The following is a 25,811-nucleotide window of genomic DNA, read 5'->3' as shown; positions in this document are numbered from 1 at the left end:
CACCGGACTGCTGACCCGGCGGAAGGCGGCGCCCGGCTCAGTCGGTGGAGCTGCCGTCGAGGATCACGCGGGCGACGAGCGCGGGATCGTCGTTCATCGGAACGTGACCGCAGCCGGGCAGCCGCACGAGGCGCGCCCCGGGGATGGTCCGCTTGGCACGGACGCCCTGGCGGCGCAGCAGCAGTCGGTCACGGGTGCCCCAGGCGACGGTGACCGGGACGGACGGGATGTCCTCGCGGAAGAGGACGGTCCGGCCCGCGGCGAGGGTCTGGTGGAAGCCGGTGGCCTCGCGCAGCGCGAGCGTCTCGGCGACGACCGCCTCGGGTGAGCGGCGACCGGGCCGGGCGTAGATGGTGCTGGTGAGCGCGGTGCGTCCGGCCGGTGTGCGGGAGAGGCGGTCGATGAGGGGGACGGGCAGCGACAGGGCGGCGCCGCGCATCGCGCGCAGGGTGCCGAAGGCGTACCGGCGCTCGCTCTCGGTCCAGAAGCCGGCGGGGGAGAGGGCCGTGACCGAGCGGACGGCCTTCTCGCGGCCGAGCTGGAGGGCGAGCAGTCCGCCGAGCGAGTTGCCGGCCACGTGCGGTCGCTCGGCGCCGATGGCCGCGCAGAAGGCGGTCAGCACCGGGGTGACGGTCGTCAGGTCGTAGGCGCAGTCCTGCGGCAGTCCGTCGGACGTGCCGAAGCCGGGAAGGTCGACGGCGATGACGTCGCGCTCGGTGGCCAGGATGTCGAGCACCGGCTCCCACGCCTGCCAGTGGTGGCCGATGCCGTGGAGGAGGAGCAGCGGCGCGCCCGCGCCGCGGCGCTCGTACGTCAGGGACGTGGTGCGGGGACCCTGCGGGGTCTCGAACTCGAACGCGATCCGTGCCGGCATGGAGGCTCCCTCGTACATCCTCTTAGACGTCCTGTCAGCAAGAATTACTGGTCGGTAGGCACGAGTTCAAGAGTCCTGCGGAAAGTGTTGCCTCCGGATCGCCGCGCCGCTGGATCGCCCACCTCCGGATCGCCGCACCTCCGCCCCCACGCCTGCCGCCCCGCCCCTGCGGCCCCGCTCCGTCCGCCCCGCCTCCGCGGCCTCTTTCCGCCGACGTCTCCCCCCTCTTCCCGACGCCTTCCCCGCGGACCTCGAAGCCCCGCCCACTTGACCGGTGGGCGGGGCTTTCGGCTGCGCGCGTCTCACGGGGGTGCGAACGTCCTGTGAACGATCAAGGTCAGAGGGTCACATTTCCGGACGTTCGACAGAGGATTGGTCTTGACCAAGGTGGTGGCTCGCCTTATGGTCGCAGAGTTAGTGCAGGAACCTTTAATAAACAAGGGCGCGGAAACGCCGCGGGACACGGCGAATTGCGGAGGACAGGGTGGGGACCACGCAGCTGGAATCGGTCCAGGAACCGAAGTACCAGCACCTCAAGACGGTGATCGGCGAAGCTCTCGACTCCGACTTCGCGGTCGGCGAGATCCTGCCCAACGAGCGCGAGCTCGCGGCCCGCTTCGGCGTCGCCCGGGCCACGCTCCGCCAGGCTCTGGAGCAGCTGGAGCTCGAAGGACGCCTCCAGCGCCGGCGCGGCGTCGGGACGACGGTCGCGCCTCCGCGCGTCGGCGTCGACGTCTCGACCACGCAGCAGGCGTGGCCCGGGGTCGGTGACGACGCCTGGGAGGCGCAGGACTCCCTCCTCGGCACGGCGCCCGCCGCCGTGGCGCGCCTGCTGGAGACTCCGGCCGGCGAGGACGTGCACCTGGTCCGCCGGGTGCGCCTCAGCCAGGGGCAGGCAGTCGCCGCGGAGCTGCTGTACGTGCCCGCGGGCTCGGTCGCCGGCCTCGCCGCGATCGACGCTCCCGCCGGGCCCGCGCGCGCCCGCGCCGTGCTGCGCGAGCTCCAGCACCTGGCCCTCGACGGTCAGGACCGTTCGGTGGAGCTGGGTTCCGCGCGCGCGGAGGACGCCAAGGAGCTGGACCGCCTGCCGGGTTCGCCGGTGCTGGTCGTGACGACCCGCTACCTCTCGGGCGGTCGTACCGCGGCGGTCTCCGTCGCCACCTACCGTGCCGACACCTGCCGCCTCACCTTCGGCGACTCCGTCGACCTGGCGATGGCCTCCTGACCGGCGCCACCGCGACGGCCGCCTCGAACGTCGAGGTCCTCTCGCCCGTCGAGAACGTCTCGCATGTTCAGAACGTCTCCAAGGCGGACGTCGCCTCGTGATCGAACGACGAAGACCCGGCCCTCCCAGGCCGGGTCTTCGTCGTTCGTCTCTCGGCTGGGCGCTTCTGGGCCCCAGCCCGTCCTAGCGCCGCGCCGTCACGCTGCCCTCGACCGCGAACAGCTGCTCCTCGACGTGGTCGAGGGCGAGTCGCAGCGCGCCCGTGCCGACGGCCGCCTCGCCGAGCAGCGAGAGCACCACGCGCGGCGGGCGGAGGCAGAACCGCGCCAGCTCCTCGCGGAGCGGCTGCAGCACCCCGTCCAGGCCGGCCGCCCAGCCGCCGACCACCACCAGCTCGGGGTCGAGCGCCAGGACGAGGGCGCCGACGTCGTGCACCAGCCGCTGGGTGAACCGCTCCACGGCCGCCTCGGCCCGGGCGTCACCCTTCCTCGCCAGCGCGAAGACCTCCGCGACCGCCTGCTCGTCGAGCGGGTGCAGCGGTTCGTCGGTCGTCGACAGCAGGTGCTCCGGCGTGACGCCGCGCCCCAGCAGGTGCAGCGCGCCGATCTCGCCCGCCGCGCCGCCGTAACCGCGGTGCAGCCGGCCGCCGATCAGCGAGCCCGCCCCGGGGCTCAGCCCGGCGAGCACGAAGACGATGTCGTCGGAGTCGGTCGCGGCACCCTTCCAGTGCTCGGCGACGGCCGCCGCGTTGGCGTCGTTCTCCACGATCACCGGGCAGCGGAAGGAGCGGCGCAGCCGCTCACCGAGCGCGAGGCCCGTCCAGCCGGGCAGCGCCGTGCCGAGCCGCACCGTGCCGTCGGCCTCCACGATGCCGGGCGTGCCGACACCGACCGCCCGCAGGTTCGACCGGGGCACGCCGGCCCGGCGCAGGACGTCGGCGACGACCGTACGCACCTTGTCCAGGCGCTCGTCCTCCGGCGCCGTCTCCGAGACCTCGCGCGCGCCGGCGCCGATGATCCGGCCGTCCAGGCCGGAGAGGAGGGCGGCGACGCGGTGCGGACCGATCTCGATGCCCAGCAGATGACCGGCCTCGGCGCGGAAGCGGAACCTCCGGGCGGGGCGGCCCTGACGCCGGGCCTCGCCCTCCTCGGGCGCGGTCTCCACGACGAGACCGCCTTCGATGAGTCCCTCGACGACGCCCTCGACGGTCGGCCGGGACAGGCCCGTGATCCGGGTCAGGTCCGTGAGCGTACGCGCGTCGGAGCCGCGCAGAGCATGGAGTACCACCGCGGAATTGATCCGCCGCAGCAGCGACGGATCCCCGCCGGTCAGCCGCCCCACCGTGTGTCCTCCCAGCTCTTGCCCGTCTCAGGCGGATGGTACTCAATGGTTCCGGAAGCGGCGAGGGCCGCCCCCTGGACGTGTCCGGGCCGTGTCCGCCCCGAGACCCGCGGCCGGTCCAGTACCGCGCTGCCGCAGGGGCGGACTGACGCGGTGCCAACTGTCAGTGGCGGACGGTTTACTGGGCACATGACCACGACACGCCTTCTGTCGGACCTCGACTTACTGCGGTCGAGGGAGTTCCCGGCGGAGCCGGAGTACTCCGGCGACCTCGACAGCGGGCCCGGTTTCCATGTCGCCATGCTGGCCACCAGCGAGGAGTTCTGGGAGGCCGACGTGAGTCGCCGGGAGGAGGTCGAGGAGCAGTACGAAGCGGAGCGGGACGGTCTGGCGGCCGTGCTCACCGCGCGGTGGGGCGAGCCGGACCGGGTGAGCCTGTGGTCGCTGCACCACCGCGGCATGGAGGGGGAGACGCTGCCGGAGCCCTGGTCCGTCCTGTGCGCGCACGTGCCGGACCTCATGCTGTGGCGTGTGGACGCCAGATGGATCGGGCTGGGCGTCTCGCAGTGGGACAAGGAGCTGCCGTTCCAGCTCCTCGCCGTCATCACGGACGTGGATCCGCCGTAACGGCCGCCTCCGACGCCGACGCCGTTCCCCGCGCCCCGCGTCTCAGCGCCGCGCCTTCCCGCGCCCGGCGTCCCCGCGCCCCACGCCCTGCCTCCCGCGTCTCCGCGCCCCGCGTTTTCGCGGCGGTCGGCGCGGAGGTGGTCACGTGCCCGGGTTCGCGGGCGGCAGACCGGCGGCCTTCCGCAGGCGGGCGTACTCCTCCGCCATCGTCCGCGCCGTCCAGTGCGCGTTGAGGCCGCTCGGATTGGGCAGGGCCCAGATCCGCGTGGTACCGATCGTCCGCTCCTGCGGGCCGATCGCCGCCTTGGGTTCGCCGAAGGCCGTGCGGTACGCGGTCACGCCGACGACCGCGAGCCAGCGGGGCTTCAGCCGCAGGACCTTCGCGGTGAGGATGCGGCCGCCCTCGACGTACTCCTCGCGGCTCAGCTCGTCGGCGCGCGCGGTCGGCCGGGCGGCGACGTTGGTGATGCCGAGCCCGTACGGGAGGAGCTCGCCCTGCTCGTCGGGGCGCAGCAGGCGCGGGGTGAAGCCGGAGAGGTGGAGCACCGGCCAGAAACGGTTGCCGGGCCGGGCGAAGTGGTGGCCGGTCGCGGCGGTCATCAGGCCCGGGTTGATGCCGCAGAAGAGAACGGCGAGGCCGCCCTCGGCCACGTCGGGGACGACGCGGTCGCGGGCGGCCTCCAGTTCCTCACGGGTGAACCGGCGGGTCCGGGTCAGAGGATCGCGCCGGGGGTGTAGGCGGCGGCCTCCGGGTGCTGCTTGACGAGCTCCTCGATCCGGGACACCACGGTGGCGACCTGGTCGGCGGCGGCGCCGGTGAAGGAGAGCTTGTCCGCCATCAGCTCGTCGAGCTGCGCGCGGTCCAGCGGGATGCGGTCGTCGGCGGCGAGCTTGTCGAGCAGCTCGTTGCGCTCGGCGCCCTGCTCGCGCATGGCGAGGGCCGAGGCCACCGCGTTCTCCTTGATCGCCTCGTGGGCGAGCTCGCGGCCCACGCCGGCGCGGACCGAGGCCATGAGGACCTTGGTGGTGGCGAGGAACGGCAGGTAGCGGTCGAGCTCGCGGGCGACGACGGCCGGGAAGGCGCCGAACTCGTCGAGCACGGTGAGGAAGGTCTCCAGCAGGCCGTCGAGCGCGAAGAACGCGTCCGGCAGGGCCACGCGGCGGACCACGGAGCAGGAGACGTCGCCCTCGTTCCACTGGTCGCCGGCCAGCTCGCCGGTCATCGACGCGTAGCCGCGCAGGATGACCATGAGGCCGTTGACGCGCTCGCAGGAGCGGGTGTTCATCTTGTGCGGCATCGCGGAGGAGCCGACCTGACCGGGCTTGAAGCCCTCGGTGACGAGCTCGTGCCCGGCCATCAGGCGGATCGTCTTGGCGATCGACGACGGGCCGGCGGCCAGCTGCACCAGCGCGGTGACCACGTCGTAGTCGAGCGAGCGCGGGTAGACCTGGCCGACCGAGGTGAAGGCGTGGGCGAAGCCGAGGTGCCCGGCGATCCGCTGCTCGAGGTCGGCGAGCTTGCCGGCGTCGCCGCCGAGCAGGTCGAGCATGTCCTGGGCGGTGCCGACCGGGCCCTTGATGCCGCGCAGCGGATAGCGGCCGAGCAGCTCCTCCAGGCGGGTGTACGCCACGAGCAGCTCGTCCGCGGTGGTCGCGAAGCGCTTGCCGAGGGTGGTGGCCTGGGCGGCGACGTTGTGCGAACGCCCGGCCATGACCAGCTCGCCGTACTCGGCGGACAGCTTGCCGAGGCGGGCCAGGACGGCGACCGTACGGTCCCGGACCAGCTCCAGGGAGAGGCGGATCTGGAGCTGCTCGACGTTCTCCGTGAGGTCACGGGAGGTCATGCCCTTGTGCACGTGCTCATGGCCGGCGAGGGCGTTGAACTCCTCGATGCGCGCCTTCACGTCGTGCCGGGTGACCTTCTCGCGCTCGGCGATGGAGCCGAGGTCGACCTGGTCGAGGACGCGCTCGTAGTCGGCGATCGCCGCGTCCGGAACCTCGATCCCGAGGTCCTTCTGGGCACGCAGCACGGCGAGCCACAGCTGGCGCTCCAGCTTCACCTTCTGCTCGGGGGACCAGAGGACGGCGAGCTCCGCGGAGGCGTAGCGGCCGGCCAGGACGTTGGGGATACGGGGCTTCACAGTCGCAGCAGTCACGTGTCCAGAGTTTACTGGTGATTTCTGCAGGCCAGCGCCGTGGTCCCGGCTGGAGCTTGCTACGAGACGCAGGTCACCGGGGCGCAGGTCGCCCGGCCGGTGCGGCCGGCCGGGTCAGACCTCGGACCGCGTCTCGTACGGCAGCAGCTCGGGCCGCTTCGGCGGACGGCCGTCGCCGGAGGAGCGTCCGGTGAGCCGGCGGCCGATCCACGGGCCGAGGTGCTCCCGGGCGAACCGGGCGTCCGCGGCGCGCCGCGCGACCCAGCCCGCTCGTGCGGCGGACGGCAGCGGGGCACGCCAGTCGTCCTCGGCGGCGAGCCCCAGGCTCTGCCACACGGCCTCGGCCACCCGCCGGTGCCCGTCGGTGGTGAGGTGCAGCCGGTCGACGTCCCACATCCGGGGGTCGCCCAGGGCGGGCACGCCGTACAGGTCGACCACGAGGGCGCCGTGCCGGGCGGCCAGCTCGTCGATGTGGGTGAAGAGCTCTTCCATGCGGGGGCGGAAGCGCTCCATGACCGGACCGTTCCGGCCGGGGCTCCGCATCAGGACGAGCTGTCCGCAGGCAGGTGTGAGGTGTTCCACGGCCTCGGTCAGGAGGTCCTTCACGCGGACCATGTCGACCTTGGGGCGGAGGGTGTCGTTGAGGCCGCCGACGAGGGTGACCACGTCGGCCTGCATCCCTGCGGCCAGGGGTACTTGCTCCTCGACGATCTGTCCGATGAGCTTTCCGCGGACGGCGAGGTTCGCGTACCGGAAGCCCGGCGTGCGCGCCGCGAGCCGGCCCGCGAGGACGTCCGCCCAGCCCCCGTAGGAGCCGTCGGGCCTCAGGTCCGACATACCCTCGGTGAAGCTGTCCCCGACGGCGACAAGACTGTTGTACGTGGCATTGATCTCCATGGCGCAGCCGATCATACCGTGCGGTATGCCCGGGTGCCGTGGAGAACCCGGGAGGGGAAACCCGATGAGCGACGCGCTCCTGAACACCCTGGCCGAAGCGCTGGCCGGGCTGGTGACGGCGGTCGAGACCAGCGGCGAGGACACCCTCGACCCCGATACGGCCGTGACGTGGCTGGAGGGGACCGCCGAGGTGCTGTCCGGACTCGGCCAGGCCGACCGGAGCACCCTCGACGGCCTCGTCCGCGCCGCGGCGCTGCGGCAGCCGCCGGGCCCCCGGCGCGACGCGCTGCTCAAGGTCCCCGCCCGCTTCCGGCTCGCCGAGGACGCCCATCTCGCCCTCGTCGACGCCGTCGCCGAGCGGGCCGGACGGTACGCGGACACCGTCAGGGACGCCGATCCCGCGACGCCCGTGCCGACCTGCCCCGGCTGGACGCTCGCCGACCTGACCCGTCACCTCGGCACCGTCCACGGCTGGGCCGAGCACCTCGTGACCGCGCGCCCCGCCACCCGCGTCCGCGCCGGAGACCTGCCGCTCGACCCGCCGACAGACCCGTCCTCGTACCCCGGCTGGTTCACCGCGAGGGCCGAGGGGTTCGCCGCCGCGGCGCGCGCCGCCGACCCCGCGGCGCCGGTGTGGTCGCCGGGCGCCGACCCGTCCGTGCGCCACTATCCGCGCCATGTCCTCGCGGAGACGGTCGTCCACCTCGCCGACGCCGAGATCGCGCTCACCGGCACGGCCCGGCCGCTCGACCCGACCACGGCCGCCGACGCGCTCGACCACTACCTCACCTCGGCCCCGTACATCCCGTGGATCGCCGAACCGCTCGCCCACCTCGACCGCGACGGCGCCGTCCTGCGCCTGAGCGCGCGCGACAGCGGCGCCGCCTGGACGCTGGTCCTCGGTGGGGGAGGCTTCGCCTGGAGCCGGGGGAGCGGCGGCGCCGTGCCGACCGCGAGCGTCACGGCGGACGCGGGCGAACTGCTCCTGCTGCTGCACCGCCGCCTCCCCGCCGACGACCCCCGCTTCACCCTCACCGGAGACCGCGACCTCCTCGACGACTGGCTCGCGGCCGGCGCGCTCTGAGACCGCGCGGCGGCGGGACGGCGGGAGAGCGCCGTCCACGCGTCCACGCGTCCACGCGTCCACGCGTCCACGCGTCCACGCGTCGACCGGCGGTCCGGCGTCCAGCGGCTGTACGCCGCCACCCGTCCGCACGGCGTCAACGGTCGGCGCGGTGTCCCGTCCGCACGGCGTCAACCGTCCGCACCCCGTCACCCTTCGCCGGAACGCGGCCGGTCCCGTCGCGCGCGGACGTGGCGGACGTGGACGCGGGAAGGGCCCCGGGATACGAGATCCCGGGGCCCTTCCCCGTACGAGCGCTGTCCGCGCGGCGCCGTCACGGTGCCGCGGGGCGCCCCACCAGCTCGCGGAGGACGTCCTCCATCGTCACCAGGCCGGCCAGCTTGCCGTCCTCGTCGAGCACGGCGGCCAGGTGGGTACGGCTGCGGCGCATCGCCGTCAGCACGTCGTCCATCGGCGTCGCCGCCCGCACGCGGGCGATCGGCCGCAGCGCCGACACGGGGAACGGAAGGTCGCGCGGGGTGATGTCCAGGGCGTCCTTCACATGGAGGTAGCCCAGGATCCGGCGGTCGGAGTCCACCACGGGGAAGCGGGAGAAGCCCGACTCGGCGGACAGCGCCTCCAGCTCCTCCGGGGTGGTGCCCACCTGCGCGTACATGACCTTCTCCACCGGCATGACCACGTCCCGTACCGGACGGCGGCCCAGCTCCAGGGCGTCGTGCAGACGCTCGGTCGCGCGGTCGTCGAGCAGACCGGCGTCGCTCGCGTCGGTGACCATCCGCGCCAGCTCGTCGTCCGAGAACGTCGCCGACACCTCGTCCTTCGCCTCCACCCGCAGCAGTTTCAGCAGCGCGTTCGCGAAGGCGTTGATGGTGAAGATCACCGGCCGCAGGGCGCGGGCCAGGGTGACCAGCGGCGGGCCGAGGAGCAGCGCGCTCTTGGCCGGCTCGGCCAGCGCGATGTTCTTCGGGACCATCTCGCCGAGCAGCATGTGCAGATAGGTGGCCACGGTCAGCGCGATCACGAACGAGATCGGGTGGACCAGGCCGTGCGGCACGCCGATGGCGTCGAAGACGGGCTCCAGCAGGTGCGCGATGGCGGGCTCGGCCACGATGCCGAGCACCAGGGTGCACAGCGTGATGCCGAGCTGCGCCGCGGCGAGGAGCGCGGAGACGTGCTCCAGACCCCAGACGACGCTGCGGGCCCGCCGGTCGCCGGCCTCGGCGAGCGGCTCGATCTGGCTGCGCCGGACCGAGATCAGGGCGAACTCGGCGCCGACGAAGAAGGCGTTCACGACGAGCGTCAGCAGGCCGATCAGCAACTGGATCGCGATCATCGGCGCGCCTCCCCGGTCTCGTCCTCGTCCTGGGGGAGCGGCGCGTGCAGGAGCGCGCGCGCGGCGCGGCGCCCGGAGGCGTCGACGACGTCGAGGCGCCAGCCGCCGAGTTCCACGGTGTCGCCGACGGCCGGGATCCGGCCCAGGGCGGTCGCGAGGACGCCGGCGAGGGTCTCGTACGGGCCGTCCGGCACCCTCAGGCCGATGCGTTCCAGCTGGTCGGTACGGGCGGCTCCGTCGGCCGACCACAGGACGCGGCCGTCCTCGTCCTCGCCGGCGCGCGCCAGGTCCGGGGTCTCGTGCGGGTCGTGCTCGTCGCGCACCTCGCCGACGACCTCCTCGACGATGTCCTCCAGGGTCGCGACGCCGGCCGTGCCGCCGTACTCGTCGATGACGACGGCCATCGTCTGCTTGCCGGACAGCCGGTCGAGCAGCTTGTCCACGGTCAGCGTCTCGGGGACGAGCAGCGGCTCGCGCGCGATGTCGCCGACGCGGCGCAGTCGCCGCTCGCCGGCCGGTATGGCCAGCACGTCCTTGATGTGGGCGATGCCGACGACGGTGTCGAGGTTGCCCCGGTAGACGGGGAACCGGGAGAGGCCGGTGGCGCGGGTGGCGTTCGCGACGTCCTCGGCGGTGGCCTGTACCTCCAGGGCCGTCACCTGGACGCGCGGCGTCATGACGTTCTCGGCGGTCAGCTCGGCGAGGTTCAGTGTGCGAACGAACAATTCCGCCGTGTCCGCCTCCAGCGCGCCCTCCTTCGCCGAGTGGCGTGCCAGCGCCACCAGCTCCTGGGGGGAGCGGGCGGACGCCAGCTCCTCGGCGGGCTCCATGCCCAGGCGGCGCAGGATCCGGTTGGCGGTGTTGTTGAGGTGGCTGATCAGCGGTTTGAACGCGGCGGTGAACACGCGCTGGGGCGTGGCCACGACCTTGGCGACGGCGAGCGGCTGTGAGATCGCCCAGTTCTTGGGGACCAGCTCGCCGACCACCATGAGGACCACGGTGGACACGGCGGTGCCGAGGACCAGCGCGATCGAGGAGGCCACGGAGGGGGAGATGCCGAGGGCCTCGACCGGCCCCTGGATCAGCTTGGAGATGGAAGGCTCGGAGAGCATGCCGACGACCAGGTTGGTGACGGTGATGCCGAGCTGCGCGCCGGAGAGCTGGAAGGTGAGCGACTTGACCGCCTTGAGGGCGCCGGCCGCGCCGCGCTCGCCGCGCTCGACGGCCGCTTCGAGCTCGCCCCGTTCGACGGTGGTCAGAGAGAACTCCGCCGCCACGAACGCGCCGCACGCGAGGGAGAGCAGGAGCGCCACCAGGAGCAGAAGCACTTCGGTCATCGGTTCACCTCCGTCCCATGATCAGTCAGCGGGGCACGGAACGCGCGATGTCGGTCGCCGGAATCGGAACCGGTGCTTTCGGGAAGGGTGGCACCAGTGCTACTGGGAGGCTCGCCCATGGGCGGACGTTCACACCTTTCGGTCGTCTCGGTCGTCTGATGGAGATCTCATGGTAAAGGATCGGCAAAACACCTGGTCGGTCACCCCGTGAAGGGCTTCACCCAGCGGCGCCATTCGTCCTGCCGCTCGTACCCCGCCGCGCCCCACGTGCGGTGCGCCCGCTCGTTCGCCTCCAGGACCATCGCGTCCACGCGGCGCCCGCCCAGCGCGGCGAATCGATCCTCCGCCGCCTTCAGCAGCTCCTTCGAGAGGCCGCGCCTGCGGTACGAAGGGAGCACCGCGAGCCGGTAGAGCGAGGCACGCCAGCCGTCCCAGCCGGCGATCACGGAACCGACGATCAGATCGCCGTCCACGGCGAGGATCAGGGCCTCGGGGTCGCGGTCGAGGAGCCGGCGCACCCCGTCCACGTCGTCGGAGATGGAGGTGCCTTCGGCGGATTCCCGCCAGAAGGCGAGGACGGACTCGGCGTCGGAGGGCACGGCCGCGCGGATCTCTATGTCGATCATGGCTCGATCCCACCACGCGGGTACGAGCGTCGCCAGCACATTCCGCACCGTGGAGCAGAGGCGGGCGTCGACCGTCGCGGGGGTCGTCGACCGTCACCGGCACCGCCACCCGTCACCCCGTGACGAAGCAGAACTCGTTGCCCTCCGGATCCCGCATCACCTGGAAGGAACCCTGCTCGTCGGTGACGAGACCGCCGACGCGGACCGCGCCGCTCGCCAGCGTCCCGTCGGCCGCCGCCTCCGGGTCGGGCACCTCCAGGTCGAGGTGGAGCCGGTTCTTCGCCGTCTTGCCCTCGGGCACCCGCTGGAAGGCGATGCGGACGAAGCCGGGCGGATCCACGTACGACCAGTCGGGGCTCCGGTCGACGGGCTCGCCGCCGAGGAGTCCGGCCCAGAAACGGACGAGCGCGGCCGGATCGCCGCAGTCGAGGACGAGCTCCTGAACGTGTGCGCGCATCCCCTCACTCTACGGAGAGGGAGGGGACGCGCGGGAGCCCCGACGGCTCGGGCCCCGGGAGTACGAGGGAGCCCCGACGGCTCGGTTCGCGACAGTACGAGAGGCCCCGGCGCCTCCAGCCCGGGAGTGCGAGGGACGCCGGCGGCTCGGTTCGCGGGGGGCGCGAGGCGCCCGGTGGCTCAGGCCCCGGCGCCGCGCGCGAACGCGTCCGCGTCCCAGGTGCCGCCGAGCGCGGGGGCGAGCCAGCCGCCCGCCGCCGCGCGGAAGGCCGCCGGGTCCAGCGAACCGGAGCCCTCCGGCACGGCGCCGAGCAGCGGTGCGCCCGCCGACGCCGGCAGGTCGGCGAGGTTGCACCGCGCCGCGAGGTCCGGCGCCGCGGGCCAGCTCCCGATGACCACACCGAGCTGCTCGATCCCGCGTGCCCGCAGCGCCTCAGCCGTCAGCGTGGTCGAGTTCAGCGTCCCGAGTCCGGCGGGCGCCACCACGAGGACGGGCGCGCCGAGCAGCCGGGCCGCGTCGGCGAGCGTGCCGCCGTCCTCGTCGAAGCGGACGAGCAGCCCGCCCGCGCCCTCGACGAGCACCAGGTCGTGCTCCTCGGCGAGCGCCCGGGCCGCCTCCGCGACCCGCGCGGGACCGACCGTGGCCATGCCGGCGCGCCGGGCGGCCGTGTCCGGGGCGAGCGGTTCGGGGTAGCGGGCCAGTTCGGCGGAGGTCTTCGCGCCCGAGAGCCGTACGACCTCGTCCGCGTCGCCGCGTTCCCGTGGCGCGAGCCCGGTCTGGGCCGGCTTGAGGACCGCGACCGAACGTCCGGCGGCGACGGCCGCGGCGGCGACCGCCGCCGTGACGACGGTCTTGCCGATCTCCGTCCCCGTCCCGCTGACGACGACGATGCTCATGGTGTTCCTTTCTTCGCGACCGCGCGCGTGCCTCCGGATTCCCCGGATCCGTGCGCGGGCGCACAGGTTCTTCGCGACCGTGCGTGGGCGTCAGGTCTCGGTGCCGGCCCCGGTGCCGGTGCCCGTTCCCGTGCGACGGCGTCCGGCCGGGGCCGGCCGGACGCCGTCTCCGGGCGGGGTCAGCCCGCGGTCGCCGCGGCGCGCACCGCCGCGCAGATCCGCGCCAGGTCGGCGTCCTCGGTCACGTACGGCGGCATCGTGTAGACGAGGTCCCGGAACGGCCGCAGCCAGACGCCCTCCCGGACGGCCGCCCGGGTCGCCGCAGCCATGTCGATCTCGTGGTCGAGCTGGACGACGCCGATCGCCCCGAGCACCCGTACCTCGCGGACGCCGGGGACGTCCTCGGTGCCCGCGAGGCCGTCGCGGAGCCCGGCCTCGATCCGTTTGACCTCCCGCGCCCAGTCCTGGGAGAGGAGCAGGTCGATGGAGGCGCAGGCGACCGCGGATGCGAGCGGGTTGCCCATGAACGTCGGACCGTGCGCGAGCACCGGCACCTCGCCCTGGGAGATGCCGTCGGCCACCGCGCTCGTGCACAGCGTCGCCGCCATCGACAGGTATCCGCCCGTCAACGCCTTGCCCAGGCACATCACATCGGGTGAGACCCCCGCCTGGTCCGCGGCGAAGAGCGTGCCCGTGCGGCCGAAGCCGGTGGCGATCTCGTCGAAGACCAGCAGCACGTCGTGCGCGTCGCACGCCTCGCGCAGCACCCGCAGATAGCCGGGGTCGTGGAAGCGCATGCCGCCCGCGCCCTGCACCACCGGCTCCACGATCACCGCGGCCAGTTCGTCCGCGTGCCGCGCGATCGTGGCGCGGAGCACTTCGGCGTACGACTCCTCGTACGTCGCCGGCGGCTCGCCGACGAAGACCTGCTGCTGGAGGACGCCGGACCACAGCTGGTGCATCCCGCCCTCGGGGTCGCACACCGACATCGGCTGCCAGGTGTCGCCGTGGTAGCCGCCGCGCCAGGTCAGCAGCCGCCGCTTGGCGGGACGGCCGAGCGAACGCCAGTACTGCAGGCACATCTTGGCCGCGACCTCGACCGCGACGGAGCCGGAGTCGCTGAGGAAGACGTGCCGGAGCGGCTCGGGCGTGATCTCGACGAGCCGGGCCGCGAGGCGTACGGCCGGCTCGTGCGTGAGCCCGCCGAACATCACGTGGCTCATCTTGTCGAGCTGGCCGCGCACCGCCTCGTTGAGCACGGGGTGGTTGTAGCCGTGCACAGCCGACCACCACGAGGACATGCCGTCGATCAGCTCGGTCCGTCCCTCGGCGGGCTCGGCGAGGTGCAGACGCACACCGGACGCGGAGGCGATCACCAGCGGCTCCGCACGGCCCGGCATGGGGCCGTACGGATGCCACACGTGCGCCCGGTCCAGGGCGAGGAGTTCGTCGTTGCGCATCGGCACCCGTTACGCGTTCGGCGCGAGGTCCGTGCCGGCCCCGCGGCGGCGCACCGCCACCAGGTCGGTCCGGGCGTCCGAGGCGTCCGCGGACACCGCGGCCGGAGCCTCGGCCGGGGGAGCCGCGTGGCCACCGCCGCACGGGCCGCAGCCGCCACCGGCCGTCGCGTTCGCGTCCGTGTCCGCGTGCGAGCCGCAGCCCGCCGCTGCGGAACCGCAGCCGCCCGCGGACGCGTGCGAACCGCAGCCGCCGCCCGCCGCCGCGAGCGCGTCGGCGCGGTGGGCGGGCAGCGTGGTCGTCCCCGCGCCCTCCACCTCGAAGCCGGCGTCCGCGATCATGTCGAGGTCGGCCTGGCCGGCCTGGCCCTCGCTGGTGAGGTAGTCGCCCAGGAAGATCGAGTTGGCGATGTTCAGCGCCAGCGGCTGCATCGACCGCAGGTGGACCTCGCGGCCGCCCGCGATCCGCACCTCCACGTCGGGGCAGACGAAGCGGACCATGGCGAGGATCCGCAGGCAGCGCTGCGGGCTCAGGTTCCACTCCTTCGCCAGGGGCGTGCCCTCGAAGGGGATGAGGAAGTTGACCGGCACCGAGTCCGAGTCCAGCTCACGCAGCGCGAAGACCACGTCGACCAGGTCCTCGTCGGTCTCGCCCATGCCGGCGATCAGGCCCGAGCAGGCCGAGAGGCCCGCCGCGTGCGCCTTCTGCACGGTGTCCACCCGGTCCGCGTAGGTGTGGGTGGTGGTGATCCCGCCGTACGTGCCCTCGGAGGTGTTGAGGTTGTGGTTGTACGCGTCGGCGCCCGCCGTCTTCAGCCGCTCGGCCTGGCCGTCGGAGAGCAGACCGAGGCAGGCGCACACCTCGACGCCCTCGTTCTGCTCCTTGATCGCCTCGATGGTCCTGCCGACCCGGTCGACGTCCCGGTCCGTCGGACCACGGCCGCTCGCGACCAGGCAGACGCGCTTGGCGCCGCCGGCGATGCCCGCCGCGGCCGCCTGGGACGCCTCGTCCGGCTTCAGCCAGGTGTACTTGAGGATGTCGGCCTTGGAGCCGAGCCGCTGCGAGCAGTACGAGCAGTCCTCCGGGCACAGTCCGGACTTCAGGTTGACGAGGTAGTTCAGCTTCACCCGCCGCCCGAACCACTGACGGCGCACCTTGCCGGCCGCGGCCACCACATCGAGCAGGTCGTCGTCGGAGGTCGCCAGCACGGCGAGCGCTTCTTCACGGGTCGGCGACTCGCGCCGCAGCCCCTTCTCCACCAGCGTGTTCAGCAGGTCCATAAGCGCTGATCCTTGCCTACCGCACACCCCTCGGCCAAGGAGGATCTGAACAAACGAGCCCGATCGAGGTGTGTGTATGACCACATCCCGACCTCGGCCCGCTGCCGTTAGGGTCTGTGCGCTGCCTACAAAAGGTGCCGACAAAAGGATCGCCGCATGTCCCAGGCCCAGCCGACCCAGCCCCCGCGCCGTTCCGCCTTCGACTGGACCGGGGCGGAGGCCCGCCGCCGGGCGGAGGCCGGGCTCGTACGGACGCTGCGGCCACGGCCGGCCGAGTCGGAGCTGCTCGATCTGGCGGGCAACGACTACCTCGGCCTCACCCGGCACCCCGAGGTCACCGCAGCGGCCGCCGAGGCCGCCCGCCGCTGGGGCGCCGGCGCGACCGGTTCGCGTCTGGTCACCGGTACGACCCAGCTGCACACCCGGCTGGAGGAGGAACTGGCCTCGTTCTGCGGCTTCGAGGCGGCCCTCGTCTTCTCCTCCGGCTACACCGCCAACCTCGCCGCGCTCACCGCGCTCGGCGGCCCGGGCGCGCTGATCGTCTCCGACGCCGCCAACCACGCCTCGATCGTGGACGGCTGCCGGCTCGCCCGCGCGGAGGCCGCCGTGGTCCCGCACGCCGACCCCGAGGCCGTGCGCAAGACGCTGGAGGCGCATCCGGGGCGCCGGGCGCTCGCCGTCAGCGACTCCGTCTTCTCGGTCGACGGCGACCGGGCCCCGCTGGAGGAGCTCGCCGCCGCCTGCCGCGAGCACGGCGCCGGGCTCGTCGTGGACGACGCGCACGGGTTCGGCGTCCTCGGCGCGGGCGGCCGGGGCGCGCTCCACGGCGCCGGGCTCGCGGGCGACGAGGACGTGGTGGCCACGCTCACCCTCTCGAAGTCCTTGGGCAGCCAGGGCGGCGCGGTCCTCGGCCCGGCCCGGGTGATCGAGCACCTGGTCAACGCGGCGCGGACGTTCATCTTCGACACCGGGCTCGCCCCGGCCGCCACCGGCGCGGCGCTCGCGAGCCTGCGGCTGATCTCCGCCGATCCGGGTCTCGCCGAGCGGGCGCGTACGGTCGCGACCACCCTGCACCGGACGCTCACCGAGGCCGGGTTCACCTCGGCGCGGCCGGACGCGGCCGTGGTCTCGGTCCGCGCGCCGGGACCGGAGGAGGCCCTGCGATGGGCGGCCGACTGCCGCGGACAGGGCCTGTCCGTGGGGTGCTTCCGGCCGCCGTCGGTGCCGGACGGGATCTCGCGGCTGCGGCTGACGGCCCGCGCGGACCTCACGGACGCGCAGATCGAGCGGGCGGTGGCGACGATCGTACGCACCGCGCCGGCCGGGGCGCGCTGACACGCGGCGTGTGGAGCGCGCCGGCAACGTGAGGAGTGCGTCTGTTCGGGACACGGTGGAGCGCGTCGGGTCGGGACGCCGTGGGGCGCGCTGCCACGGGACGACGTGGAGCGCGCCGACCGGGGACGAGGCCAGGGGTTCCGGCGGGGCGCTGGGCGTCGGCCCAAGGGCGCTTCAAGGGGCGAGAGTTCACCGCTTCGGGCGACAGAACGGGGCATATCTCGGGAGAACGTCCCACCCGGGCCCGCGATCGGTGGCAGTCTGACGCGGAGCGCGATCCGGGGCGACGGCCCCGGCGGGAAAGGGACGACCTCGCCATGGCAGATCACCAGGAAGCATCCGTCACCCTGCCGAGCGATCCCGCCGCGGTCGCCACGGCGCGGAGGTTCGTGGCGGAGGTGCTCGGCCGCTGGGGTCTGGACGAGTGCGGGGACGCGGCGGACTCGATCCGGCTGATGGTCTCGGAGCTGGCGACCAACGCGGTGCAGCACACCTTTGGGCAATCGCCCACCTTCACCGTCGAGCTGCGTCTCGACCGCGAGGAGGTGCTGCGGATCGGCGTCACCGACAGCCATCCGCGGTTCCCGCGCCGGCTTCCCGCCGCCGTGCAGCAGGACAACGGACGCGGCATGGTGATCATCCGGGTCCTGGCGGCGGAGGCCGGCGGGCGGCTCTCGGTCGCGCCGACCGCCGAGGGCGGCAAGACCGTGTCGATCACGCTGCCGTGGGCAGCGGCCGCCGTCCCCGCCTGACGAACGGCTCGTCGCCCCCGCTCATGTGGAGTGCATCGTGGTCGAGGGCCACGAGCCGCCCGCGAAGTGAGGGGCCCAGTAGTACGGATTGACCTCGACGAGCCTGCGGGAGAGCCAACGGGTCGGGTCCTCGGGGTCGGGCACGCCGACCTCGACGTCCGGGCCCCAGAGCGCGAGACGTTCCTGGCAGACGCCGCACGGCGGCAGGATGACGTACCGGCCGTCCTCCGGGTCGCGGAAGACGCAGACGCTGGCGGTGACCCGGCGGTCGAGGGTGTACGCCTGGCGGTACGCCCCGGTCTTTTGGCACAGGGTGCGGTGAAGCGGGGAGAGGCGCCCGCGGTGGGGGGTGCGGCGGCGCCACCGCACCCCGGGGACGACCGCGGGCGCCGGTGGGTCAGCGCACGCGCCCGTAGGAGACCTTCGAGGACCAGATCTTGTCGAGCTTCACCCAGGAGCCGGTCTTGGGCGAATGCCAGATCTTGCCGCTGCCGGCGTAGATCCCCACGTGGTAGACCCGGCCGCCCGAGTGGAAGAAGACCAGATCGCCCTTCTGCCGGCTGGAGGCGGAGATGTGCCGGGTCTTGTTGTACTGCTGCTGCGCGGTGCGGGGCAGCGACTTGCCCGCCTTCTTGTACGCGTAGAGCGTGAGCCCGGAGCAGTCGAAGCGGGTGGGTCCCGCGGAACCGTACCGGTAGGGCGCGCCCTTCTTGGCGGCGGCGACGCCCAGTGCCTTCGTCGCGTGGGAGGTGGCTGCCTGGGCCTCGGGTGCCGCTCCGGGTGCGAGGAGCGTGCCGCCGACGGCGGCGAGGGTGAGAGCCGAGACGGCTCCCGCCCGGGACAGCAGGGACGGGACATGCATCTGCGCAGTCATGCGCAACCCTTCGTCAGCCGCCTGTGAAGGATGACCTGTCGGGTTCGGGCAGGCGAAGATGCCCGGCCGCGGCTGCGGCTTCACCCCAAGGGACGGCCGCGCTGGGGATTCAGCGCGGTCGACCCGTACTGCTCGGGTCCTCCACTCCTGCCGGTCCAATCCTGTCGACCAGACGTCCGGGACGGCGGCAGGACTCGGCGTCCGCCCGGACCGCCCCGCCTGGATGGCGGGGGCTTGTCGTCGTCGAGGATCTTGACCCACGAGTCGGGCGAAAACCGAGCGGAAACGGCGTTATGTGAGGCTCCTCACGACTGATCCATACGGGTGGACAAGACGGTTTCGTGATCGTCGTAGGTTTGGCCGACGAGCCTCTTACCAGCGTCGGAATGTCCCATTCCGCCAAATGCGTACACCTGTTGCGCAACTCGCCCGCCCCAACTGTCGATTCCTCGACTACGCCGAACGGGGGACAGATTCTGCGTCCCGTGTCGGCCGTCCGGGGCTCGACACGACACGTCGGAATGTCAACTGGCCCGTGTTCCCGGCACGGTGACGCGCGCCGCGCGCCGCTCGCCGTCCAACACCCGCAGCGCGCAGGCCAATGTCTCGGCGTGGACCTCGCTCTCGCCCCGCATATGCATGAGCGTCAGGGCCTCGCGCAGCGCCTCCACCCGGCCTGCCAGCGCCTGCGCGGCACGCAGGGCCCCATAGGTATGCGAGGTCCTGGATGGATTGATCTTCCCTAGGAGGTCGACGACTTCGAGGTACGCGTCGATGAACTGCCCCTCGGCGCGCGTCAGGGCGGGCAGCGGTGGCAGCTCCGGGACCATCGCCGCCTCACCGGGCCGACGGGCCGGAGGCGGCCCGGCGGTCGCTGATGACGTGGTCGACCAGGCCGTACGCGAGCGCGGCCGGCGCGTCGAGGACGGTCGGGCGGTCGGTGTCGGCGGCGATCCGCTCCTCGCCCTGCCCGGTGTGCGCGGAGAGCAGCCGCGTCATCATGTCGCGCAGCCGCTGCAGTTCTCGCGACTGGAGGTCCAGGTCGGAGGGCCGGCCCGTGAACGACTCGTCCAGCACCGGCTGGCGCAGGGTGATCCGGGCGCCGGGCAGCATCATCCGCTTGCCGGGGGTGCCCGCGGCGAGCAGGACCGCCGCCGTGGAACCGGCCTGGCCGAGGCAGGTCGTCTCCACGTCGCTCGCCAGGCTCCGCATCGTGTCGTGGATCGCGGTCATCGCGGTCATCGAGCCGCCGGGGGAGTTGAGGTACAGCGCGATGTCCCGCCCGGGGTCGGCGTGATCGAGGTGCAGGAGCTGGGCGATGACGTCGGTCGCGGCGATGTCGTCGACCGGTGTGCCCAGGAAGACCACCCGGTTCTCCAGGAGCTTCGCGTACGGGTCGAGCGTCCGGGTTCCGTACGAGGTCCGCTCCGAGAACTCCGGCAGCACGTGGCGTGCGTCCATGAGGAACATCTCCTTCTGTCAAAAATGTACAGGACGTACAGACCGTAAGATGAGGAGCATGACCTACGAGATCCCGGTGACGCAAGCGCGGGCGGAGCTCGCCGACCTCATCAACCGCGTGGTGTACGGCGGCGAGCGCGTGGTCGTGACCCGGCACGGAAAGCCCCTCGTCGGCCTGGTCTCCGCCGCCGACCTGGAACGACTGGAGAAACTGGAGGCCGAGGAGGCGGAAGTGCCCGTCGAGCCGGTGATCAGTTCGCTCTCCGCCACGGGCGTCGTGGGCGGTCTCGGTTCCGCCACCGGTGAACAGCGCCGCTTCGGCATCGCCGCCCACCACCGCGACCCCGGTACGAGCTGACGGCCGCGCACAGCGGCGCCCGCTCGCCGGTGGCGACGCTGTCCTCGCCCACCACCGCGCCCGCGGTACGAGCTGACCGTCGCCGGTGGCGGCGCTGTCCTCGCCCACCGCCCCGACCCCGGTACGACCTGACCGCCGCCCGGCCCCCTCCTTCCTCTGACTCGCGCTGCGGCACCACCCCCTCCGTCCCTCTCGCTCGGGTCCGCGCCGATCCGCCGTCGCGCCGGCCCTTCCGGGCAGGCGAAAGCCGCGCGCCCCCGTCCGCTACGGCGGGGGGCACGCGGCCGTCCGGGTGCGGGCGGATCAGCCCGTGGCCGCCGGGACCGGGACCGGTGCCGGTGCGGCCGCCGGTGCGGTCCGCCGCCGTCCGCCCAGGGCCAGGGCCGTCAGGCCCGCGGCCGCCCAGAGGGCGAGGACCAGGAGGGGGCCGCCGGCTCCGGCGCCGTCGAAGTAGGCGACGGAGCGCAGGGCCGTGCCGCCCGCGCCCGGCGGCAGCCACTGGCCGAGGAGGCCGATCCCGGAGGGCAGGAGTTCCGGGGCGCTCGCCATGCCGGAGAAGGCGTTGCCCGCGAGGACGGTGAGCACCGCGGCGAGCCCGAAGCCGCGCTTGCCGAGCACGGTGGCGAGCCCCGCGAAGGTCGCGCCGATCGCCAGGACGGTCAGGGCCAGCACCCCCGCCTCGGCCCAGAAGTCACCTGCCAGCGCGCCGAGCCAGCCGTGCGCGAGCGCCGCGCCGGTGAGTCCCGCGAGCGCGGAGGCGCCGGCGAGGGTGGCGGCTGCGCGGGCCCCGCGCAGCCCGAGGAGCACGGTGATCACGCCGGTGGCGGCGCCGGCGACGGCGAGCGGCAGCAGGCTGGCGCCCAGGACGGCGCCGCGCGGATCGCCCGAGGGGAGGGCGACGACGTCGGTGACCGGGACGGTCCTGCCCTCGGTGGCGGCCGGGCCGGCGACGGCCTCGCGCAGCAGGCCGGCCACGACCGGGCTGCCGGCGGAGGCGGTCAGCAGTTCCGGGCCGGCGGGGGTGACGACCACCGCTCCGTAGACCTCCCGGTTCTCGACGGCGGAGCGCGCGGCGGCGGCGTCCTCGTACCGGTGGATCTCGAAGGCTCCCTCGTGCCGGCCGAGTTCGCGGGCCACTCCGTCGGCGGCCGCGGCCGGGCCCGCCACGCCGACGGGCAGGTCGCGCGGGGCGACGCGGGCGGCGGGCCAGGCGAAGGTCCACAGGACGAGGGCGGCGAGTGCCGGGACGAGCAGCAGCACCGCGAGGGTCTTGCGCCCCGCGGTGGGGGCGGTGGCGGCGGACATGACGGCCTCGTTTCGCAGGTTCGGGGACGGGCCGGAGCGCCCGGGGGCGGATCCGGTGCGGGACCGGGAGGTGGAGAGCGAGGGGCCGCCGCACCATCCGGCAAAGAGAAGGATCGTTCGTTTTACTTGAGCCCCACTGTCCGCCGGTGCGGCGAAGTTGTCAAGAATGAATATTCGTTTTAGCGTCGGCCCATGGCCCGTGTCTCCCAGGAACACCTCGACGCCCGCCGCCGCCAGATCCTCGACGGCGCCGCCCGCTGCTTCGCCCGCAACGGCTTCCACGCCACCTCCATGCAGGACGTGCTCGCCGAGGCGGGGCTCTCCGCCGGCGCGGTCTACCGCTACTTCCGGAGCAAGGACGAGCTGATCGCGGCCATCGCGGAGGAGACCTTCACCCGCATCCGCGGCGCCTTCGCGGAGGCCACCGGGGAGAATCCGCCGCCGATGCCCGACGTGCTGATCGCGCGGGTGATGACGATCGTCCTGGAGCGGCGGATCGCCGGCGCGGAGCGGCAGGCGTTCGCCCGGCTGATCATCCAGGTGTGGGCCGAAACCCTCCGGGACGAGGCCCTGGCGAAGACCCTCACCCAGGGCTTCGACGGTATGCGGGAGATCTGGGCCGGGCTGGTCGACGCGTACCGGGCGAACGGGCTCGTCCCCGCCGACGTCTCCTCCGAGGACATGGCCCGCACCCTCATCGCCACCGTGCAGGGCTTCATCGCCCAGCAGGCGCTCTTCGGCGACGTCGAGATCGACGTCCTGCGGGAGGGGCTGCGCGGGCTCATGTCGATGGGCGCGCCGACCCCGACCCCACCGGTCCGATGATCATGGAATCGCAAAGCCGGAGTTAACGCGCCGGAAAAACTTCCGCCCTAACGTGCAATGTCCGGCCGTCCACCGCATCTCCGCTGTTCAACAGAGTGTTGACGGTCGGTAGGGTCCGCAGCTGACCGGGTGCGGCCCGGTGGACGACTGTGAGGTGGAAGAGTGCAACTGAGCCCGCACGAGCAGGAACGCCTGCTCATCCATGTGGCTGCCGACGTGGCGGAGAAGCGCCGCGCCCGCGGGGTGAAGCTCAACCACCCCGAGGCCGTCGCCCTCATCACGGCGCACATCCTGGAGGGCGCCAGGGACGGGCGCACCGTCGCCGAACTCATGGCCTCCGGACGCAAGGTGCTCTCCCGCGACGACGTCATGGACGGCATCCCGGAGATGATCCACGACGTCCAGGTCGAGGCGACCTTCCCGGACGGCACCAAGCTCGTCACCGTCCACGACCCGATCGTCTGACGGGGGCCGGCGCCGATGATCCCCGGAGAGATCCTGTACGCCGACGGCCCCGTGCCCCTCAACGAGGGCAGGCCCGTCACCCGGCTCACCGTCCTGAACGCGGCCGACCGGCCCGTCCAGGTCGGGTCCCACTACCACTTCGCCGAGGTCAATCCCGGTCTCGCGTTCGACCGGGCGGCCGCGCGGGGCAAGCGGCTGCACATCGCCGCGGGCACCGCCGTGCGCTTCGAACCCGGCATCCCCGTCGAGGTCGAACTCGTCCCGATCGCCGGGCACCGGATCGTCGCCGGTCTGCGCGGCGAGACCGCCGGCCCGCTCGACCCGCCGGACGGAGCCGCCGGTCTGCGCGGCGAGACCGCCGGCCCGCTCGACCCGCCGGACGGAGCCGCCGGCCTGCGCGGCGAGACCGCCGGCCGACTGGACCCGCCGAACGGAGCCCCCCGTGCCTGACCTCCACCGCGCCGTGTACGCCGACCTGTTCGGCCCCACCACCGGCGACCGCATCCGGCTCGCCGACACCGACCTGCTGGTCGAGATCGAGGAGGACCGCTCGGGCGGCCCCGGACGGGCCGGCGAGGAGGCCGTCTTCGGCGGCGGCAAGGTCATCCGCGAGTCCATGGGCCAGTCCCGTACCACCCGCGCCGAAGGCGCCCCCGACACGGTGATCACCGGTGCGGTGGTCATCGACCACTGGGGGATCGTCAAGGCGGACATCGGCATCCGCGACGGCCGGATCACCGCCCTCGGCAAGGCCGGCAACCCCGACACCATGGACGGCGTCCACCCCGGCCTCGTCATCGGCCCCGAGACCGAGATCGTCGTCGGCAACGGACGGATCGTCACGGCCGGCGGCGTCGACACCCACGTCCACTTCATCTCGCCGACCGTCGTCGAGCAGGCCCTCGCCACCGGCGTCACCACCCTGGTCGGCGGCGGCACCGGCCCCGCCGAGGGGACCAAGGCCACCACCGTCACCCCGGGCCCCTGGCACACGGCCCGGATGTTCGAGGCCCTCGACACCTTCCCCGTCAACATCGGCCTCCTCGGCAAGGGCACCACCATGTCCCGCGAGGCCATGCACTCCCAGCTGCGCGGCGGCGCCCTCGGCTTCAAGATCCACGAGGACTGGGGGGCGACCCCCGCGGTCATCGACGCCTGCCTCGGCGTCTGCGAGGAGACCGGCGTCCAGCTCGCCATCCACACCGACACCCTCAACGAGGCCGGGTTCGTCGGCGACACCCTCGCCGCCATCGCGGGCCGGACCCTCCACGCGTACCACACCGAGGGCGCGGGCGGCGGGCACGCGCCCGACATCATCACCGTGGTCTCCGAGCCGTACGTGCTGCCCAGCTCGACCAACCCGACCCGGCCGCACACCGTCAACACCATCGAGGAACACCTCGACATGCTGATGGTCTGCCACCACCTCAACCCGGCCGTCCCCGAGGACCTCGCCTTCGCCGAGTCCCGGATCCGGCCGTCCACCATCGCCGCCGAGGACGTCCTCCACGACCTCGGGGCCATCTCGATCATCTCCTCCGACTCCCAGGCCATGGGCCGGATCGGCGAGGTGATCCTGCGGACCTGGCAGACCGCCCACGTCATGAAGCGGCGGCGCGGCGCGCTGCCGGGGGACGGCCGGGCCGACAACCACCGGGTGCGCCGCTACGTCGCCAAGTACACGATCAACCCGGCCGTCGCCCAGGGCATGGACCACCTCGTCGGCTCCGTGGAACCCGGCAAGCTCGCCGACCTCGTCCTGTGGGAGCCCGCCTTCTTCGGCGTCAAGCCGCTCGTCGTCCTCAAGGGCGGCCAGATCGCCTACGCCCAGATGGGCGACGCCAACGCCTCCATCCCCACGCCCCAGCCGGTGCTGCCCCGGCCCATGTTCGGCGCGCTCGGCAGGGCGGCCGCCGCGGGCTCCGTCAACTTCACCGCCGAGGCGGCCATCGAGGACGACCTTCCCCAGAGACTCGGCCTGGCCAAGGAGTTCACCCCGATCCGTTCCACCCGCCGCGTCACCAAGGCGGACATGCGGGAGAACGACGCCCTGCCGCGTGTCGAGGTCGACGCCGACACCTTCACCGTCACCATCGACGGCGAAGCGGTCGAACCCGCGCCCGCTGTGGAGCTGCCCATGGCCCAGCGGTACTTCCTCTTCTGATGGCCGCCTCCCGCTCCGCACTCCTCGTGCTCGCCGACGGGCGCTTCCCCGCCGGCGGGCACGCCCACTCGGGCGGTGCCGAGGCCGCCGTCAAGGCCGGGCGCATCCATGACGCGGCGGGGCTCGAAGCCTTCTGCCGTGGGCGTCTGCACACCACCGGCCTCACCGCGGCGGGCCTCGCCGCCGGCGCGTGCCTCGGCCTCGACCCGTACGCGCTCGACGCCGCCGCCGACGCCCGCACCCCCTCGCCCGCCCTGCGCGCCGCCGCCCGCCGGCTCGGCCGCCAGCTGATGCGGGCCGCCCGCGCCGCCTGGCCCGGCCCCGAACTCGACGCGCTCGCCGCCGCCTTCCCGCGCGGCGCGCACCAGCCCGTCGTCCTCGGCGTCACGGCCCGCTCCGCCGGACTCGGCCCCGAGGACGCCGCGCACTGCGCCGCGTACGAGACGGTCGGCGGCCCGGTCACCGCCGTCGTGCGCCTCCTCGGCCTCGACCCCTACCAGGCCACCGCCGTGCTGGCCCGGCTCGCACCCGAGACGGACGCGGTCGCCGCGCGCGCCGCGGCCGCCGCCCACCACGGTGTCGACGCGCTGCCCGCCGCCTCCGCGCCGCTCCTCGACATCACCGCCGAGCAGCACGCGACCTGGCCCGTCCGCCTCTTCGCCTCGTAACACGGGAGTTCCC

At 73.5% G+C, this 25,811-nt stretch carries 27 protein-coding genes, 1 pseudogene and 1 riboswitch; of the genes and pseudogenes, 11 read left to right on the top strand and 17 right to left on the bottom strand.

Translation table 11 applies throughout. The features are described 5' to 3' along the window. Nucleotides 1-37 precede the first annotated feature (37 nt). Nucleotides 38-874, bottom strand: coding sequence for an alpha/beta fold hydrolase (locus ACFVU3_RS26360; protein ID WP_390069908.1), 837 nt, complete (start codon nucleotides 872-874; stop codon nucleotides 38-40). 484 nt (nucleotides 875-1,358) lie between these two features. Between ACFVU3_RS26360 and ACFVU3_RS26355 the strand changes: the two genes are divergently transcribed. Beyond that, a complete protein-coding gene (locus ACFVU3_RS26355) occupies nucleotides 1,359-2,099 on the top strand; it encodes a GntR family transcriptional regulator (RefSeq protein ID WP_390069906.1) in 741 nt (246 codons plus the stop codon). Between the two features lie 183 nt (nucleotides 2,100-2,282). On the opposite strand, the gene ACFVU3_RS26350 is transcribed toward ACFVU3_RS26355, so the two are convergent. Beyond that, nucleotides 2,283-3,440 carry an ROK family transcriptional regulator gene (locus ACFVU3_RS26350; protein ID WP_390069905.1) on the bottom strand — a complete coding sequence of 386 codons (1,158 nt, stop codon included), beginning with the start codon at nucleotides 3,438-3,440 and terminating at the stop codon, nucleotides 2,283-2,285. 189 nt (nucleotides 3,441-3,629) lie between these two features. Between ACFVU3_RS26350 and ACFVU3_RS26345 the strand changes: the two genes are divergently transcribed. Then, entirely contained in the window at nucleotides 3,630-4,067 is a 438-nt protein-coding gene (locus tag ACFVU3_RS26345; protein WP_390069903.1) for a hypothetical protein, read from the top strand. Between the two features lie 141 nt (nucleotides 4,068-4,208). Here the strand turns inward: ACFVU3_RS26345 and mug are convergent, their stop codons facing one another. The 3 genes from mug to ACFVU3_RS26330 all read right to left on the bottom strand — a co-directional run bounded on the left by mug (nucleotide 4,209) and on the right by ACFVU3_RS26330 (nucleotide 7,120). Further along, nucleotides 4,209-4,718 carry a G/U mismatch-specific DNA glycosylase gene (mug, locus tag ACFVU3_RS26340; protein ID WP_390069901.1) on the bottom strand — a complete coding sequence of 170 codons (510 nt, stop codon included), beginning with the start codon at nucleotides 4,716-4,718 and terminating at the stop codon, nucleotides 4,209-4,211. A 62-nt stretch (nucleotides 4,719-4,780) separates the two neighbouring features. Then, nucleotides 4,781-6,223 carry an adenylosuccinate lyase gene (purB, locus tag ACFVU3_RS26335; RefSeq protein WP_390069899.1) on the bottom strand — a complete coding sequence of 481 codons (1,443 nt, stop codon included), beginning with the start codon at nucleotides 6,221-6,223 and terminating at the stop codon, nucleotides 4,781-4,783. 114 nt (nucleotides 6,224-6,337) lie between these two features. Next, nucleotides 6,338-7,120 (bottom strand): SGNH/GDSL hydrolase family protein, encoded by a 783-nt coding sequence (locus ACFVU3_RS26330; protein ID WP_390069897.1) that lies wholly within the window; start codon nucleotides 7,118-7,120, stop codon nucleotides 6,338-6,340. A 64-nt stretch (nucleotides 7,121-7,184) separates the two neighbouring features. On the opposite strand from ACFVU3_RS26330, the gene ACFVU3_RS26325 reads away from it, so the two are divergent. Beyond that, the gene (locus ACFVU3_RS26325; RefSeq protein ID WP_390069895.1) at nucleotides 7,185-8,204 is read left to right on the top strand and encodes a maleylpyruvate isomerase N-terminal domain-containing protein; all 1,020 of its coding nucleotides are present in this window, start codon (nucleotides 7,185-7,187) and stop codon (nucleotides 8,202-8,204) included. A gap of 313 nt (nucleotides 8,205-8,517) precedes the next feature. Here the strand turns inward: ACFVU3_RS26325 and ACFVU3_RS26320 are convergent, their stop codons facing one another. From ACFVU3_RS26320 to bioB, 7 genes are all read right to left on the bottom strand, one after another. Continuing rightward, nucleotides 8,518-9,537, bottom strand: a complete 1,020-nt coding sequence (locus ACFVU3_RS26320) for a hemolysin family protein (protein WP_390069893.1) — start codon at nucleotides 9,535-9,537, stop codon at nucleotides 8,518-8,520. Next, nucleotides 9,534-10,874, bottom strand: coding sequence for a hemolysin family protein (locus tag ACFVU3_RS26315; protein ID WP_390069891.1), 1,341 nt, complete (start codon nucleotides 10,872-10,874; stop codon nucleotides 9,534-9,536). Before ACFVU3_RS26315 ends, ACFVU3_RS26320 begins: the two co-directional genes overlap by 4 nt. A 200-nt stretch (nucleotides 10,875-11,074) precedes the next feature. After that, on the bottom strand, nucleotides 11,075-11,500 hold the full coding sequence (locus tag ACFVU3_RS26310) for a GNAT family N-acetyltransferase (RefSeq protein WP_390069889.1): 426 nt from the start codon (nucleotides 11,498-11,500) through the stop codon (nucleotides 11,075-11,077). Nucleotides 11,501-11,612: 112 nt separating this feature from the next. Next, the gene (locus ACFVU3_RS26305; protein WP_390069887.1) at nucleotides 11,613-11,957 is read right to left on the bottom strand and encodes a VOC family protein; all 345 of its coding nucleotides are present in this window, start codon (nucleotides 11,955-11,957) and stop codon (nucleotides 11,613-11,615) included. Nucleotides 11,958-12,136: 179 nt separating this feature from the next. Continuing rightward, entirely contained in the window at nucleotides 12,137-12,853 is a 717-nt protein-coding gene (gene bioD, locus ACFVU3_RS26300) for a dethiobiotin synthase (protein WP_390069885.1), read from the bottom strand. Nucleotides 12,854-13,032: 179 nt separating this feature from the next. Then, a complete protein-coding gene (locus ACFVU3_RS26295) occupies nucleotides 13,033-14,313 on the bottom strand; it encodes an adenosylmethionine--8-amino-7-oxononanoate transaminase (protein ID WP_390069883.1) in 1,281 nt (426 codons plus the stop codon). Nucleotides 14,314-14,322: 9 nt separating this feature from the next. After that, nucleotides 14,323-15,591 (bottom strand): biotin synthase BioB, encoded by a 1,269-nt coding sequence (gene bioB / locus ACFVU3_RS26290; protein ID WP_390069881.1) that lies wholly within the window; start codon nucleotides 15,589-15,591, stop codon nucleotides 14,323-14,325. A gap of 156 nt (nucleotides 15,592-15,747) precedes the next feature. Here bioB and ACFVU3_RS26285 point away from each other — a divergent pair, with 156 nt between their 5' ends. Both ACFVU3_RS26285 and ACFVU3_RS26280 read left to right on the top strand, forming a co-directional pair. Next, a complete protein-coding gene (locus ACFVU3_RS26285) occupies nucleotides 15,748-16,926 on the top strand; it encodes an 8-amino-7-oxononanoate synthase (protein ID WP_390069880.1) in 1,179 nt (392 codons plus the stop codon). Nucleotides 16,927-17,243: 317 nt separating this feature from the next. Then, nucleotides 17,244-17,678, top strand: coding sequence for an ATP-binding protein (locus tag ACFVU3_RS26280; RefSeq protein WP_390069878.1), 435 nt, complete (start codon nucleotides 17,244-17,246; stop codon nucleotides 17,676-17,678). Nucleotides 17,679-17,699: 21 nt separating this feature from the next. On the opposite strand, the gene ACFVU3_RS26275 is transcribed toward ACFVU3_RS26280, so the two are convergent. From ACFVU3_RS26275 to ACFVU3_RS26260, 4 genes are all read right to left on the bottom strand, one after another. Further along, nucleotides 17,700-18,047: a hypothetical protein gene (locus tag ACFVU3_RS26275; protein WP_390069876.1), complete on the bottom strand. Its 348-nt coding sequence runs from the start codon at nucleotides 18,045-18,047 to the stop codon at nucleotides 17,700-17,702. 28 nt (nucleotides 18,048-18,075) lie between these two features. Beyond that, entirely contained in the window at nucleotides 18,076-18,552 is a 477-nt protein-coding gene (locus ACFVU3_RS26270; RefSeq protein ID WP_390069874.1) for a C40 family peptidase, read from the bottom strand. Between the two features lie 3 nt (nucleotides 18,553-18,555). Continuing rightward, nucleotides 18,556-18,762, bottom strand: a riboswitch (cyclic di-AMP (ydaO/yuaA leader). 314 nt (nucleotides 18,763-19,076) lie between these two features. Next, nucleotides 19,077-19,382, bottom strand: coding sequence for a hypothetical protein (locus ACFVU3_RS26265; protein ID WP_390069872.1), 306 nt, complete (start codon nucleotides 19,380-19,382; stop codon nucleotides 19,077-19,079). A gap of 7 nt (nucleotides 19,383-19,389) precedes the next feature. Continuing rightward, a complete protein-coding gene (locus tag ACFVU3_RS26260) occupies nucleotides 19,390-20,013 on the bottom strand; it encodes an ATP-dependent Clp protease proteolytic subunit (RefSeq protein ID WP_390069870.1) in 624 nt (207 codons plus the stop codon). Between the two features lie 58 nt (nucleotides 20,014-20,071). Here ACFVU3_RS26260 and ACFVU3_RS26255 point away from each other — a divergent pair, with 58 nt between their 5' ends. Beyond that, complete coding sequence (locus ACFVU3_RS26255) at nucleotides 20,072-20,371, top strand: type II toxin-antitoxin system Phd/YefM family antitoxin (RefSeq protein WP_390069868.1); 300 nt, start codon at nucleotides 20,072-20,074, stop codon at nucleotides 20,369-20,371. A gap of 303 nt (nucleotides 20,372-20,674) precedes the next feature. Here the strand turns inward: ACFVU3_RS26255 and ACFVU3_RS26250 are convergent, their stop codons facing one another. Next, entirely contained in the window at nucleotides 20,675-21,676 is a 1,002-nt protein-coding gene (locus ACFVU3_RS26250) for an ABC transporter permease (protein WP_390069866.1), read from the bottom strand. A gap of 192 nt (nucleotides 21,677-21,868) precedes the next feature. Here ACFVU3_RS26250 and ACFVU3_RS26245 point away from each other — a divergent pair, with 192 nt between their 5' ends. From ACFVU3_RS26245 to ACFVU3_RS26225, 5 genes and pseudogenes are all read left to right on the top strand, one after another. Beyond that, complete coding sequence (locus tag ACFVU3_RS26245; protein WP_390069865.1) at nucleotides 21,869-22,501, top strand: TetR/AcrR family transcriptional regulator; 633 nt, start codon at nucleotides 21,869-21,871, stop codon at nucleotides 22,499-22,501. Nucleotides 22,502-22,663: 162 nt separating this feature from the next. Further along, nucleotides 22,664-22,966 carry an urease subunit gamma gene (locus ACFVU3_RS26240; RefSeq protein WP_384676113.1) on the top strand — a complete coding sequence of 101 codons (303 nt, stop codon included), beginning with the start codon at nucleotides 22,664-22,666 and terminating at the stop codon, nucleotides 22,964-22,966. Nucleotides 22,967-22,981: 15 nt separating this feature from the next. Beyond that, nucleotides 22,982-23,287: pseudogene (locus tag ACFVU3_RS26235) on the top strand (urease subunit beta); the annotation flags it as partial. A 121-nt stretch (nucleotides 23,288-23,408) separates the two neighbouring features. After that, nucleotides 23,409-25,130: an urease subunit alpha gene (locus ACFVU3_RS26230; protein WP_390069863.1), complete on the top strand. Its 1,722-nt coding sequence runs from the start codon at nucleotides 23,409-23,411 to the stop codon at nucleotides 25,128-25,130. Then, the gene (locus tag ACFVU3_RS26225) at nucleotides 25,130-25,798 is read left to right on the top strand and encodes an urease accessory protein UreF (RefSeq protein ID WP_390069861.1); all 669 of its coding nucleotides are present in this window, start codon (nucleotides 25,130-25,132) and stop codon (nucleotides 25,796-25,798) included. The genes ACFVU3_RS26230 and ACFVU3_RS26225 overlap by 1 nt, the downstream gene beginning before the upstream one ends. Nucleotides 25,799-25,811: the final 13 nt, after the last annotated feature.

It is taken from the genome of Streptomyces sp. NPDC058052 (genome assembly GCF_042885515.1).
Taxonomy (GTDB): domain Bacteria; phylum Actinomycetota; class Actinomycetes; order Streptomycetales; family Streptomycetaceae; genus Streptomyces.
The sequence above is the reverse complement of the archived record's forward strand: the minus strand, read 5'-3'. Positions and strand labels throughout refer to the sequence as shown.

Excerpts from the sequence above, each read along its gene's own strand:
- ACFVU3_RS26255 (WP_390069868.1), top strand. The coding sequence starts at position 20,072 with ATGACCTACGAGATCCCGGTGACGCAAGCGCGGGCGGAGCTCGCCGAC.
- ACFVU3_RS26245 (WP_390069865.1), top strand. The coding sequence starts at position 21,869 with ATGGCCCGTGTCTCCCAGGAACACCTCGACGCCCGCCGCCGCCAGATC.
- ACFVU3_RS26295 (WP_390069883.1), bottom strand. The coding sequence starts at position 14,313 with ATGCGCAACGACGAACTCCTCGCCCTGGACCGGGCGCACGTGTGGCAT.
- ACFVU3_RS26280 (WP_390069878.1), top strand. The coding sequence starts at position 17,244 with ATGGCAGATCACCAGGAAGCATCCGTCACCCTGCCGAGCGATCCCGCC.
- ACFVU3_RS26265 (WP_390069872.1), bottom strand. The coding sequence starts at position 19,382 with ATGGTCCCGGAGCTGCCACCGCTGCCCGCCCTGACGCGCGCCGAGGGG.
- ACFVU3_RS26345 (WP_390069903.1), top strand. The coding sequence starts at position 3,630 with ATGACCACGACACGCCTTCTGTCGGACCTCGACTTACTGCGGTCGAGG.
- ACFVU3_RS26320 (WP_390069893.1), bottom strand. The coding sequence starts at position 9,537 with ATGATCGCGATCCAGTTGCTGATCGGCCTGCTGACGCTCGTCGTGAAC.
- bioB (WP_390069881.1), bottom strand. The coding sequence starts at position 15,591 with ATGGACCTGCTGAACACGCTGGTGGAGAAGGGGCTGCGGCGCGAGTCG.
- ACFVU3_RS26315 (WP_390069891.1), bottom strand. The coding sequence starts at position 10,874 with ATGACCGAAGTGCTTCTGCTCCTGGTGGCGCTCCTGCTCTCCCTCGCG.
- ACFVU3_RS26285 (WP_390069880.1), top strand. The coding sequence starts at position 15,748 with ATGTCCCAGGCCCAGCCGACCCAGCCCCCGCGCCGTTCCGCCTTCGAC.
- ACFVU3_RS26260 (WP_390069870.1), bottom strand. The coding sequence starts at position 20,013 with ATGGACGCACGCCACGTGCTGCCGGAGTTCTCGGAGCGGACCTCGTAC.
- ACFVU3_RS26325 (WP_390069895.1), top strand. The coding sequence starts at position 7,185 with ATGAGCGACGCGCTCCTGAACACCCTGGCCGAAGCGCTGGCCGGGCTG.
- ACFVU3_RS26270 (WP_390069874.1), bottom strand. The coding sequence starts at position 18,552 with ATGACTGCGCAGATGCATGTCCCGTCCCTGCTGTCCCGGGCGGGAGCC.
- ACFVU3_RS26305 (WP_390069887.1), bottom strand. The coding sequence starts at position 11,957 with ATGCGCGCACACGTTCAGGAGCTCGTCCTCGACTGCGGCGATCCGGCC.
- ACFVU3_RS26250 (WP_390069866.1), bottom strand. The coding sequence starts at position 21,676 with ATGTCCGCCGCCACCGCCCCCACCGCGGGGCGCAAGACCCTCGCGGTG.
- ACFVU3_RS26330 (WP_390069897.1), bottom strand. The coding sequence starts at position 7,120 with ATGGAGATCAATGCCACGTACAACAGTCTTGTCGCCGTCGGGGACAGC.
- ACFVU3_RS26360 (WP_390069908.1), bottom strand. The coding sequence starts at position 874 with ATGCCGGCACGGATCGCGTTCGAGTTCGAGACCCCGCAGGGTCCCCGC.
- ACFVU3_RS26310 (WP_390069889.1), bottom strand. The coding sequence starts at position 11,500 with ATGATCGACATAGAGATCCGCGCGGCCGTGCCCTCCGACGCCGAGTCC.
- ACFVU3_RS26225 (WP_390069861.1), top strand. The coding sequence starts at position 25,130 with ATGGCCGCCTCCCGCTCCGCACTCCTCGTGCTCGCCGACGGGCGCTTC.
- bioD (WP_390069885.1), bottom strand. The coding sequence starts at position 12,853 with ATGAGCATCGTCGTCGTCAGCGGGACGGGGACGGAGATCGGCAAGACC.